Source organism: Frankia sp. QA3 (assembly GCF_000262465.1).
In the GTDB taxonomy this organism is placed as follows: Bacteria; Actinomycetota; Actinomycetes; order Frankiales; family Frankiaceae; genus Frankia.
Window position 1 is genome coordinate 744,409 of the sequence record NZ_CM001489.1, and the last position, 12,178, is coordinate 756,586.

9 protein-coding genes are annotated in these 12,178 nt (G+C 75.4%); 3 read left to right on the plus strand and 6 right to left on the minus strand.

From position 1 onward, the window contains the following. The coding region (locus FRAQA3DRAFT_RS02960; RefSeq protein ID WP_009737580.1) for a glutamate ABC transporter substrate-binding protein at positions 1 to 1,081 on the plus strand (1,081 nt) is incomplete at its 5' end. Positions 1,082 to 1,218: 137 nt separating this feature from the next. Here FRAQA3DRAFT_RS02960 and FRAQA3DRAFT_RS02965 read toward each other — a convergent pair. The 5 genes from FRAQA3DRAFT_RS02965 to FRAQA3DRAFT_RS02985 all read right to left on the minus strand — a co-directional run bounded on the left by FRAQA3DRAFT_RS02965 (position 1,219) and on the right by FRAQA3DRAFT_RS02985 (position 7,752). After that, positions 1,219 to 3,555: a serine/threonine-protein kinase gene (locus FRAQA3DRAFT_RS02965; protein WP_009737581.1), complete on the minus strand. Its 2,337-nt coding sequence runs from the start codon at positions 3,553 to 3,555 to the stop codon at positions 1,219 to 1,221. Positions 3,556 to 4,128: 573 nt separating this feature from the next. Further along, a complete protein-coding gene (locus FRAQA3DRAFT_RS02970; protein ID WP_035922045.1) occupies positions 4,129 to 4,386 on the minus strand; it encodes a GlsB/YeaQ/YmgE family stress response membrane protein in 258 nt (85 codons plus the stop codon). A gap of 187 nt (positions 4,387 to 4,573) precedes the next feature. Next, positions 4,574 to 4,993, minus strand: coding sequence for an ATP-binding cassette domain-containing protein (locus tag FRAQA3DRAFT_RS02975; protein ID WP_009737583.1), 420 nt, complete (start codon positions 4,991 to 4,993; stop codon positions 4,574 to 4,576). Positions 4,994 to 5,111: 118 nt separating this feature from the next. Further along, positions 5,112 to 5,972 (minus strand): siderophore-interacting protein, encoded by an 861-nt coding sequence (locus tag FRAQA3DRAFT_RS02980; RefSeq protein WP_157467040.1) that lies wholly within the window; start codon positions 5,970 to 5,972, stop codon positions 5,112 to 5,114. 574 nt (positions 5,973 to 6,546) lie between these two features. Then, entirely contained in the window at positions 6,547 to 7,752 is a 1,206-nt protein-coding gene (locus FRAQA3DRAFT_RS02985; protein ID WP_009737585.1) for a PLP-dependent aminotransferase family protein, read from the minus strand. A gap of 651 nt (positions 7,753 to 8,403) precedes the next feature. Here FRAQA3DRAFT_RS02985 and FRAQA3DRAFT_RS34470 point away from each other — a divergent pair. Together FRAQA3DRAFT_RS34470 and FRAQA3DRAFT_RS02990 are read left to right on the plus strand one after the other, a co-directional pair. Next, a complete protein-coding gene (locus FRAQA3DRAFT_RS34470; protein WP_009737586.1) occupies positions 8,404 to 8,625 on the plus strand; it encodes a hypothetical protein in 222 nt (73 codons plus the stop codon). 237 nt (positions 8,626 to 8,862) lie between these two features. Further along, positions 8,863 to 10,110, plus strand: coding sequence for an FAD-dependent monooxygenase (locus FRAQA3DRAFT_RS02990; protein WP_009737587.1), 1,248 nt, complete (start codon positions 8,863 to 8,865; stop codon positions 10,108 to 10,110). A gap of 27 nt (positions 10,111 to 10,137) precedes the next feature. Here FRAQA3DRAFT_RS02990 and FRAQA3DRAFT_RS38370 read toward each other — a convergent pair whose 3' ends face one another. Further along, positions 10,138 to 12,129, minus strand: a complete 1,992-nt coding sequence (locus tag FRAQA3DRAFT_RS38370; protein WP_035922048.1) for a mycofactocin system FadH/OYE family oxidoreductase 2 — start codon at positions 12,127 to 12,129, stop codon at positions 10,138 to 10,140. Positions 12,130 to 12,178: the final 49 nt, after the last annotated feature.

The window sequence follows — 12,178 nt, forward strand, 5'->3', positions numbered from 1 at the left end:
CCCCGCCCGCCTGCGCCGCCCCGGCCGGCTGGTCGCCGCGGGGCTCGCCTGCTGCCTGGCCCTGCTGGGCGGTGCGGGCTGCAGCACGGCGCGCAGCCCACTACCGCTCGAGGCCGGCCCGCTGCCGCGTTCCCCGGCGCCGCAGGCCGAGCCGACGCCGGCGCCGGCCGGGGCGGTCAATCCGGACGGCACCTGCCGCCAGGACGGCCGGCCGGTGCGCTCGACGCAGCCGCCGCTGGACCCGATGCCGGCGCCGGGCCGCATGCCGGCCGGCAGCCGGATGCGCATGATCGCCCACGACCGGGGCTACCTGCGGGTCGGCATCGTCACCGACGCGCCGCCGGCGGGGCTGATGAACTGGCGCACCCTGCGGCTGGAGGGGTTCGACGTCGGCATCGCCCGCGCCGTCGCCGCGGCGATCTTCGGACCGGGCGACGTCGACGACCACATCCAGTTCCGGGCGGTCACCACGTCGGAACGGGAGGACCTGCTGCGCTCCAACATGGTCGACATGCTCGTCGCCACGATGACCATCACCTGCGAACGCAAGCGGCAGGTGCGCTTCTCCAGCGTCTACTACGAATCCACCCTGCGGTTGCTGGTCCGCCAGGAGGCGGGGTTCACCGCCATCGCGGACCTCGCCGGCCGGCCGGTGTGCACCTCGGCGGGCAGCACGGCCAGCGAGAAGCTCGCGCAGCTGCCGGCGCCCACGCCGCGACCGGTGACCCGCTCCCGCATCGCCGACTGCCTGGTCGCCCTCCAACACGGCGACGTCGACGGGATCGTCGGCGACGACGTCCTGCTCGCCGGGCTCGCCGCCCAGGACCCGTACACGACGGTGCTCGGCCCGCAGGCGTTCGGGGCGGCGTTCGCGGCCGGCGGGCGACTCGACGAGCCCTACGGCATCGCGATGCCGATCACCGGGGACACCGCGGGTGACGACGGGTTCGTGGCGTTCGTCAACGGCGTGCTGCGGCAGATCATGCTCGACGGCACCTGGTCGCGGCTGTACGACGAGTGGCTGCGGCCCGGACTGCGCGTTCTCGGCCGGCCGCCGCTGGCCGACGCCTTCACCTCCTGAGCCCGGCGCGCCCCGGGCCGGGTGGCCGGACCGGTCGGCGTGCTGGACCGGTCGGCGTGCTGGACCGGTCGGCGTGCTGGACCGGTCGGCGTGCTGGACCGGTCGGCGTGCTGGACCGTTTAGGCGTGCATGGCCGGTCAGATCAGCGTGCGGGGCCGGGCGCGGTTCGCCCGGTCGATCAGCCGGACCCGGCCGGCCCGGTCGGGGGCCAGCCGGGCCATCTCCCGGTAGGTCTCGGCCAGCCCGAACCGCAGCTCCCGTTCGGTCATGGCCCGGCCGAGCAGGGTCGGCGGCCGCGGCCCGTCGGGCGGCGGGTGGCCCGCGGCGACCAGCTCCAGGGCCGCGGTGAAGATGTCGCGGCGCAGCTCGGCGCGGCGTCGTTCACCCAGGTCGAGCAGGGGATCGGCCAGCAACGCCGCAGCCCGTAGCAGCGCCGCGGACCCGGCCGCCGGGGAGTCCGTCCGAAGGACGCGGGCGACCAGGACGCCGATCATCCGTACGCGTGACGCCGTGTAGGCGGAGGAGGAGCGTGGCACCCGCTGGTAGGCAGCGATCTTGTCGGTCGGGTCGGTGCGGCACCGCGCCAGCCCGAACGCGGCGCTGGTGACGCCGGGGTCGATGGCGCCGACGACGTCGAACAGCTCGGCCGCGCGCTCCCGCGCCGCCTCGCGCTCCCGCGCCGAGCCCGCTGTGGTCGCCACGTCCGCGAGGGCAGTCGCGAGGGCGAGGCGGGGGGCGAGTTCCCCCGGCACCTGCGAGTACACCCGGTCGAAGGCCGCCGCGGCCAGACCCGGCCGCCGCGCGACCAGGGCGGCCAGCCCCCGGTACCAGTCGATGCGCCACTCCCGAGGGGCCGCCGCGGCCGCGGTGTCCAGGGTGCGGGCCGCCTCGCCGAGCTGCCCGGCGCGGATCCTCGCCCGGGCCAGCGACAGGTGCACCTCCGTGGTCACCGGGACGATCGCGGCCAGCCGGGCGGCGAGCGCCGTCGGGTCCTCGTCCGGCCCGGCGGTCAGCGCCGGCGCGCACGGGTCGTCCTGGTCGACCCGCAGGTCCGGCAGCACCTCCCAGGCGGCCGGGGGCCCGGCCGGGCCAGCCTCCCCGGTCGGATGCCCGGCGGCATCGAACCACCGGCTCGCCAGCGGCGGGACCGGCCCCTCCGTCCGGGCGACGATCTCGTAGAGCACGCCGACCAGCTCGTCGGCCAGTTCGGTGACGCTCTGGAAGCGCCGCTGCGGGTCGGTCGCGGTGGCCCGGCGCAGCAGCCGGTCCAGCGACTCGAACTCCCGCAGCGGGAGGTGGGCGCGTCGCGGGGGCAGCACGTGCCGGTAGGCGTCGACGAACCCCGGGAAGCGGCCCAGGACGAGCCGGGCCAGGGTACGGGCGACGGCGAAGATGTCCGTCGTCACCGACGGCGCGGCGCGTTCGATGCCGCCGGGGCGTTCCCCGTCGTCGTCGAGCTCCGGTGCGCGGTAGCCCGGTGTCGACAGATAGCCGGAGACCAGGTCGTCGAGGCGGCGGGCCCCGCCGAGGTCGATGAGCTTCACCCCGGACGCGGTGACCATCACGTTGTCCGGTTTGAAGTCGCAGTAGACCAGGCCCATGCGGTGCAGGTGGCCCAGCGCGGGCAGCACCCGCAGCAGGTAGCGCAGCACGTCCGCGGGGGCTGGTGGGTCGGGTCGCCCGTCCGGACCGGGCGGCCCGGTGTCGGTCAGCCCGGTCAGGGAGATCCCGGGCACGTACTCCATCACGATGTAGTCCTCGCCCGCGTGGGCGACGTAGTCGAGGATCTTCACGATCGCCGGGTGGGACACCGTGGTGAGGATGCGCCGCTCGCCCTCCGCGATCCGCCGGGCCTCGGGGTTGGCCGCGTCGAGCAGGCCCTTGAGCACCACCCAGGCCTGCACGTCGTCGCCGCCGAGATTGTCGTCGGTGGCCGCATACACCCAGCCGAGGCCGCCGTGGGCGATCACGCCATGCACGGTGTACCGGCCGACCCGTTCGCCGGGGCGCAGCTTCACGGTGAACGAGTAACGGTGCCCGCACATCCCGCAGGTGCCATCGAGCGCGACCGTTCCCGACTGGCCCGGTCGGGCCACCGGCGCGCCGCACCCGGCACACTCCCGCAACCCCACGGGCACGCTCGGCGCCTCCAGCAGCGGTGGGGTGGCACCGGGCGGTGGCCCGATCCGGCGGGGCAGCCGCAGCGGGTCGCGAGGTACGCCGGGCGCCGGGCCACGTCGGGGGGAGGAGATCGTCCGGGGGACCGGCACCGCGCCGGCGCCCGCCACGCCCTCGCGGCTGTCGTCGCCGCCGTCGCCGGGCCGGGGTGAACCGGTGAAGCGAGCCCGGGTGGGTTCGGTGGGTTCGAGCCATCGGCCGGGCTCGGCCGGGCCGCGGCTAGGGCGGTCCGCCGGCGAATCCGATCGGTCCTCGCGGTGTCCTCCGTCGGGCAGCGTCGCGCCGTCCTCCGCCATAGGTCCCTCTCCGCCACCGTCCGCGGCCCGGCTGGGGCGCTGCCGGCCCGTGCCGTCAGCCTGCCACGGTCCCGCACGTTCGTCGTGGCGCAGCGCCCTTTGCTCCCGACACGGACAGTTCCGTGGTGGCGGCGGAGCTGTGACCCAGAGGTCGATCGTATGCTGACGGCTTTCTGGACTGCGGCCCGGGCGTGTCCCGGTTCGTCGGCTGGGCGACGCCTGGGTGCGGCCCGCGCGTGGGGTTCCAGCGGTGCCGAAAAACCGGGATCGGTCGGAAACGCGTCGCCGCCGCCCGGATTCCGGGCGGCGGGCGCACGGCGAGCCCTTCGCCAGTGCGAAGAAACCCGATTTCGTGGCGGCGCGGCCTTTCGAGCGGTGGTCTGTCCGGGCGGGATCGACGGCACCCACGCAATGTCGGCGACGGCCGCGCCGCCACGAGGTCGCCGACCGCGCCCGTCCCGCACACGACCGCGGGCCGACCGGGGGTTGCCCGGTCGGCCCGCGGGAGCAGATCCCGTACCCGGGGCGACGCCGCTGGTGGGCGGGGACGCCGGGGCTCAGGCTCGGCGGAGGTCAGTGGTGCACCGGCCGACGGCCGTGCACGGCCCGGTAGATCAGCAGCGCGATGATCGCGCCGATGATGGAACCAATCAGCCCGGAGGGCTGGAACGCGCCCTCGTCGAAGTCGTGGCCGAACAGGAGGTAGCCGAGGAAACCACCGATGAAGGAGCCGACAAGGCCCAGGACAATCGTCGCCGGAATGCTCATCGCGTCGCGACCGGGAACCAGCAGTCGGGCGACGGCGCCCGCGACGAGCCCAAGCAGAATCATGGTGAGGATGAACCAGATCACGGGAACCTCCGCTATGTTGCCGTGGCCGGCGGCGGTGCCGGGGTGCGCCGCTTTCCTGTTCGCCGGGATGATCGCGGGTTGTATCCCCGGTGGGGCTCCGGTCAAACTGTCGGATTCCGCGAAAGGTTCCCGAGTGGCCGCGGGTAAGTGAGGTCGAACCTTGTGGTCACCCCGTGCGGCGCGGCGCGCGGGCCGACCACCGGCCGTCCTCGCGGCGGACCGAGATCGGATGGTCGAAGCAGGCGCTGACCAGCTCGGTGGTCAGCACGTCATCCGCCCGTCCGGTCGCCAGCGCTCGCCCGCCGCGCAGCAGCATGGCATGGGTCGTCGTGACCGGCAGATCCTCCAGGTGCCCGAGCCAGCCCCGCAGCACCCGGACGTCGACCCGGCCCAGCCGGTGCCCGAGGACGTCCACGCTGCCGCGGGTGGGGTGGTGCACCGCGCCGCACAGGCCGAGCAGCGAGCTCTTGCCCGCCCCGTTCGCGCCGAGCAGGGCCCAGTGCTCGCCGGGACGGACCGTCAGATCGACGTCGGCGAGCAGCTCCCGGTCCTCGCGCACCAGGGCGACGCCCGCGCAGCGCAGCACCGGCGGCTCCGTCTCGGTGCCGCACGCGGCGTCGCCAGCCGGCGCCGGCGCCGGGACTCGGGCCGCACCGCTCGGGGCCTCGCTGGTGGGGCGCCGCCGCTCGGGGCGTCGGCTGTGGTCATCGCGTCCGCTCGTCGCCGCGGTCGCGCACCGTGGCCCGCACCTCCCGGGCGGCGTCCTGCGCGCGTCGCTTGAGGGGCCCGAGCGTGCGGCGCAGCCGGTCCCGGCGACCCTCGCCGTCCCGGGCGACCTCGGCGGCCTCCCCCTCCCCGAAGTCGTGGTCGGGATGGTCCGCCGCTCCCAGCCGCCAGTAGCCGCGGGTCGAGACATGGGCGCGGTCCAGCCCTGCGCCGAGCAGCTGCCGGCGGATCCGGCGCACCGCCGTCGCCTCGCAGGCGACCCAGGCGGCCGTGCCCGCCGGCAGGGCGGCCGCGGCGACGGACTCGGCGAGCAGCGCCCCGGCGACCCGGGTACCGCGGTGCAGCCAGGTGACCGGGGTCCCCGCGCCGACTGGCAGATCGCGGCGACGCCCGGCGTCGCGGACCTCCGCCAGCACCGTGACGGGAACCGCCGCGGGTAGCCGTTCGAGGATCGTCGCCAGCGCCGGCAGGCCGGTCTCGTCGGCGGCGAGCAGGTGATGGGTCGCCCCGGCGGGGACCTCGTACCCACCCCCCGGCCCGGCGATGGCGAGATGGTCCCCGGGCCGGGTGCCGGCCGCCCACCGCCCGGCCGGGCCCCCCGCGTGCAGCAGCATCTCGATGTCCAGCTCACCGGCGTCGGGGTCGAACCGGCGCGGAGTGTAGGTCCGTACCACCGGGCGGGGCTCCCCCGCGGGGAAGACCGGCCGCCCGTCTGGTCCCCAGGCCGGGACGGCCGGCTCCAGCTGCCCGCCGACCGGAAGGAAGATCTTGATGTGATGCGCGGGCCGGGGCAGGACGAAGCCGGCCAGTGCGGGGCCACCCAGGGTCACGGTGACCATGTCATCGGCCAGCGGGGTGACCCGGACGACCCGCAGTCGCCGCGGGGCGGGGCGGGTGCGTCGCGGAACCGGCCCGCCCCGCCCGGCGCCGGCCGCGCGGCGGGATCGAGCGGCCCGGATGGGCTGGGTGCGCTGGGGGCGCTGGGGGCGGACGGTTCGGGTCGGGAGGTCGACATCGCTGTCGTGTCCTGCCTTTCATGACCGAGGGGGGACCGGACGGGGGTCCGCGTGCCCCGGCGCCACGCGTGGCGCGGCGTCCGTGCGGCCGCGCGCGTCGGCGACCACTGCGGACGAACCTACTTCTCCCGCCCGGTACCTCCTTCTCCCGCCCGGTCGCGGTGCGCCGTCCCGCCCGCGGCGCCTGCTCCCGACCCATCCGACACCGTGAGCTTCCTTGTGCACGTTGCCCGCTTATACCCGGATGTGGGTCAGGTGGGGAGGCTGGACGGGCAGGGGCCTGCGGCGTGCGGGCTGGTGAGCGAGGCCGACGCGGTGGCGGGATCAAGTGCGCCACCCTGGAGATCCGTGCCTGAGCCCGGCCGTCGGCGCGCGCCCGCTCGGCTGCCCGCCCTCCTCACCCCGCCGCGGCCGGGCCGCCGAGGGCGCGGGCGAGGCGGGCCATCCCCTCGGCGATGCGCGCCGGCGCGTGCGTGGTGAACGACAGGCGCAGCGATGCCGGGTCCGGCGTGCCGGCGAAGAACGGGGCGCCGGGGACGTAGGCCACGTCGTGGGCGACCGCGGCGGGCAGCAGGGCGGTGGCGTCGTGGCCGGCGGGCAGCCGGGCCCAGACGAACATGCCACCCTCGGGCCGGTTCCAGGAGCTGCCGGCCGGCAACGCCCCGGCGAGCCCGGCGAGCATCGCGTCGCGCCGTTCCCGGTACACCGCGCACATCCCGGCGATGTGGACGTCGGGGTCGGCCTCGGCCAGGTAACGGGCGGCCGCGGCCTGGTCGACGGTCGACGTGTGCAGGTCCGCGGCCTGCTTGGCGATGACGCAGGCGCGGCGCAGCGCCGCCGGCGCGCGCAGCCAGCCCAGCCGCATGCCCGGGGCCATGGTCTTGGAGAAGCTGCCGAGCAGCACCGTGCGATCGGCCGCGTCCGGGTACGAGGCGATCCACGGCTGCGCCGTCCCCTCGTAGCGCAGCTCGCCGTAGGGGTCGTCCTCGACGATCCACAGGCCCTGGCGGGCGGCGACCTCGGCGACGGCGCGGCGGCGGTCCGCGGACATGGTGCGGCCGGTGGGGTTCTGGAAGGTGGGCACCAGGTAGAGCAGCCGGGGGCGTTCCCGGGCGACGAGGTCGGCCAGCCGGTCGGGGAGGATCCCCTGGTCGTCGGTGGGGGCGGCGATCACCCGCGCCCCGGCGAAGCCGAAGCACTGCAGCACGGCGAGGTAGGTCGGATCCTCCACGACGACGGCGTCCCCCGGCTCGAGCAGCGCGGCGGCGAGCAACGTCAGGGCCTGCTGGGAGCCGGTGGTGACCAGCAGGTCATCGGGTCGGGTCGGCAGACCACGCCGGCCCAGGCGCGCGGCGACCGCCGCCCGCAGCTGCGGGTCCCCCTCGGTGGTGGAGTACTGCAGCACACGCCGGGGCTCGTCGGTGAGCACCCGGTCGTAGGCGCGCCGGATGCCGGCGGCGTCGATCAGCTCGGGGGCCGGCAGGCCGCCGGCGAAGGAGATCACCTCCGGGCGGGCGGTCAGGGCGAGGATCTCGCGCACCGGGGAGGTGCGCACCGACCGGGCGCGGGCGGCGAGCGCGGGTGGGGCGGAGGCGGTCGTCATGGCGGCTTGTCGACTCCGATCTGCGGACGGGGGTGCTGCGGATGGGTGGGGCGCTGCGGATGGGTGGGGCGCTGCGGACGGGGGTGCTGCGGATGGGTGGGGCGCTGCGGACTGGTGGTGCGTGGGGCTGCGTGGGGCTGCGGATGGGTCGCAGGCGCGGCCGCTTCCGCGCCGCGGGCATCCGGCCGGGTGCGGCCCGCGGCCGGGTGCGGTGGGACCGGGCCGTGGCGGGCCGATGCCCCGTCCGCCGGCCGGGTCGCGGCGGCGGGCGGGGCATCGAGGTCCCCGACGCCGGGCCGACCGTCTCGGCGCGTCGGGGGACACCGACGGAACATCCCCTCACGGGGACGTCCCCTCGGCGGGGCGTCCCAACATCTGGACAGGATCTCTCAGATGGTGAGCTTCTCGATGATAACGCGCCCGGACGCCCTGACGTCCGGGCGGGGCTCGGCCGGACCCAGCTGGAACTCGGCCGGCCGATCACGTTCGGCGACGTTGCGACCGGGTGCAACGAACCGTCGATGAACCGTGGATGGACCTCGTGGAAGCAGAATGGAGTTGCTCGGTCGCAGGCCGCCTAGCCGGCCGGAGCATGGACACGAAGGCCGGGCTGCCGAGACAGGTAATCGAGCGCAGACGGGGGAAGTCGGCATGAAGGCTACATATGAGGCGCCGGCGCTTCAGTCCCAGGGAACGTTCCAGCAGGCTACCGGCTTCGTCGGCTTCTTCGCGGGCTTCAGCGGTTGGGGCTGGGGCGGTTGGGGCGGCCGGGGTTGGAGCCGCTGGGGCGGCTGGGGTGGCGGTGGTTGGAGCCGCTGGGGCGGCTGGGGTGGCAGTGGTTGGAGCAGCTGGGGCGGCGGCTGGGGCTGGTAGTCCGCAGCCGGTGCTCCACGCGCCTGACAGTCCGACGGCCGACCAGCCCCGCGGCCGACAGTCCAGCGGTGCGACAACCGACCATCACGACGCCCACCATCGGTGATCTTCCATAGGAGCGGGGTGGCGACGAGCCGGCGATCCGTTCGGCCGTCGCCACTTCTTCGTTCCAGCCGTGCCACCGCCGGCCACGGCCGAGCCGCGGAGGACCAGCGGGATGGGATCAGGGGGACCGACATGCGGATCGTCTGCGTCGGCGGCGGACCGGCCGGGTTCTACTTCGCGATCTCGACGAAGCTGCGCGATCCCGCCCACGAGGTCACGGTGATCGAACGTGACCCGCCGGGAGCCACCTACGGCTGGGGGGTCGTCTACTGGGACAACCTGTTGGACGTCTTCTTCCGCAACGATCCCGCCAGCGCGCGCGACATCCGGGCGCAGTCCACCCTCTGGCAGGAGCAGCGCATCAGCGTCGAGGGGGCGGGGGCGGCCTATCTCGCCGGATACGGCTTCAGCATGCAGCGGGCGGCGCTGCTCGACATCCTCGCGCGGCGCGCCATCGCGCTCGGGGTCAGGGTCGAGTACCGCCACGAGATCGACGATCTGGGTCCGTTCGCCGACGCCGACCTGATCGTGGCGTCCGACGGTGCGAACAGCCGAGTGCGCCAGGCGGGCGGGGACCTGTTCGGGACCAGCGTCACGACCGGGAGCAACCCCTACATCTGGCTGGGTACGGACAGGTTCTTCGACAGCTTCGCCTTCGCCTTCGAACGGACGCCGGCGGGTTGGATCTGGTGCCACGCCTACCCGTCCAGCGCGGGCCTGAGCACGTGCATCGTGGAGTGCACCCGGCGGACCTGGGAGGGGCTCGGCTTCGACGAGCGCGGCGACGAGGACACGCTGCGGGAGCTGGAGAAGATCTTCGCTGAGCCGTTGGACGGCCATGCGCTCATCAGCCAGTGCCGCGGCCGGACCGCGCGCTGGCAGCGCTTCACCGAGATCACCAATCAGCGCTGGTACCACGACAACGTCGTGCTGCTCGGCGACGCCGCCCACACGACCCATTTCACCCTGGGGTCCGGGACGGCGTTGGCGATCGTCGACGCGGTCATGCTCGCGCAGATCCTCTACGACAACAACGACGATCTGACCGCCGCACTACGGTCGTTCGACGCCCGGGGCCGGATGGCCCTGCACCCGGTGCAGGCGGCGGCGCGGACCAGCATGGCCTGGTTCGAGCAGGCGGACCGGTACCTCGACCGGGACGCGGTGTCGTTCGCCTACGCGATGGCGGGTCGCCACGGCCGCCAGCCGCCGTGGCGCTACCAGGTGCACCGTGCCACCCAGGTCCCGGCGATCCGCCGGGCGCTGCGCGGCCTGCACTCGGGCAGCCGATGGTGTCTGGCCCGCCGCCGGGGTGAACCGGCACCGTCGCGGGCCAAGCCGCCCGTGCGGGCCGAGCCGCCCGCGCGGGCGGACCGGTAGCGTCGCGCCTCGCCGCCGCGGGGCGCGTCAGAGCAGGACACCCACCCGGTCGCCCTCGAGGATCGCGGCGTGCGCGCGGCGCGGAGCCAGACAGTCACCGACCCGGTGTAGCTCGAACGAGGCATCCTCGCGCAGCGCGGACCACAGGGTGTCCTCCGCCCGGGGGGGTTCGGTGTGGACCACCCAGTCCACGGTGTGGCGTCGCACCGCCCCGGTGGGATGGTGCGTCACGCTCACTGTCAGCCCGTCGGCGCGCACGGAGTCCCCGTGGGGACCAGATGGTCCGGATGGTCCGGGAACCGGGTGGGCGGCGGCGATGCCCGTCACGACGAGGTCACCGGCCTGCCGGATGCCCAGGGCGGCCGCCCGCCGGTTCCACCGCTCCAGGTCCAGGGTGAGGCCGAGGTCCTGGCCGACGACCATCGCGTCGCTGATCACCGTCACGTCGGCGCCGCGGGCGGCGAGCAGCTCCGCCACCGAGGGGGCCTGGTGGAAGCCGGTGCCGTCCACCACGAGCACCCGCCCGTGCGGGCGGGCCGCGCCGGTCAGAACCTCCCGCACGTCGACGATCCGTGGCTCGTCACCCGCCCAGTCGGGCCGGGCCGGCCGGGCACCGGTGGCGAGGACGACGGCGTCGGGGGCGGCGGTGCGCAGCAGGTCGCTGTCGGCGACGGTGCCCAGCAGCACCTCGACGCCGAGCCCGCCCAGCCGGGTGGCGAGGTCGTCGACCAGCGCACGCAGCCCGCCCCGGCCCGGCAGCGCCGCGGCGAGCCGCACCTGCCCGCCGAGCCGGTCGGAACGCTCGACCACGGTGACGCGGTGGCCGCGCCCGGCCGCGGTGACGGCGGCCCGCAGACCACCCGGGCCGCCCCCGACGACGTACACCCGCCGCCCGCGCCGGCGCGGCGGTGCCACCGCCACCGCCTCCCGGCCCGCCCGCGGGTTGACCAGGCAGCCCAGCCAGCGGTTGCGGCCCGTCCGGCCCACGCACTCCTGGTTGCATGCCACGCAGGTGCCGCCTTCGCCGCGGCCGCCCGCACGGGCCCCCGTGGCGAAGGCGGGGTCGGCGATCTGGCCGCGGACCACCCCGACGAGATCGGCCTGACCGGCGGCCAGGACCCGCTCGGCCTGCGCCGGGTCGGTGAACCTGCCGACGGCGACGACCGGCAGGCCGACCGCCGCCCGGATCGCCGCCGCGATGTGCGCCGCGTAGCCCGGGCGGACCTGCATGCTCGGCACGATCAGGGGCAGCGTCGAGGTGGCGACGCCGATCGCCGTGTTGAGGTAGTCGACCGCGCCGGTGGCGTCGACCATCGTCGCGACGGCGACCGCCTCGTCGAGGGTGACGCCCCCCTCGACCCCGTCGTCGCCGCACAGCCGCACCCCCAGGACCCGGCCGGGCCCGATCGCCCTGCGCACCGCGTCGATGATCTCCAGCAGCAGCCGGGCCCGGTTCGCGAGCGGGCCGCCGTAGCGGTCGGTGCGCCGGTTCGTCACCGGCGCCAGGAACCCGCGGATGAGGGAGCTGTGCGAACACTGCACCTCGACGCCGTCGAAGCCGCCCGCCGCGGCGTGCGCGGCCGCGCGGGCGAAGCCGGCTACCACCTCGGAGATCTCGGATTCCTCCAGCGCCTTGGGCACCTCGCGGAACATCGGGTCCGGGATCGCGCTCGGCGCCCACACGGGCAGCCTGGTGTACGTCGAGGCAGACTGCCCGCCGTTGTGGTTGAGCTGGGCGAGGACCGGTACCCCGTGCGCGTGGACCGCGTCGGCGATACGCCGCAGGCCGGGGATGACCGCCGGATCGAAACCGCGGATCATCTTCTCGTAGGGGCGGTCACCGGGATGGGTGGCGAGCTCCTCCGTGATGACCATCCCCGTTCCGCCGGCCGCCCGAGCGGCGTAGTAGGCGGCGTGGCGCGCGTTCGGCAGGCCCTCGTCGGCGTAGTTCGTCAGGTGCGCGCAGAACACGATCCGGTTGCGGACCGTCAGCGGCCCGATCTGCCGCGGTGTGAACAGCCCCGGATGTTCGCTCGTCGCCGCGTCGCCCGGACCGGCGGGCCCGGCC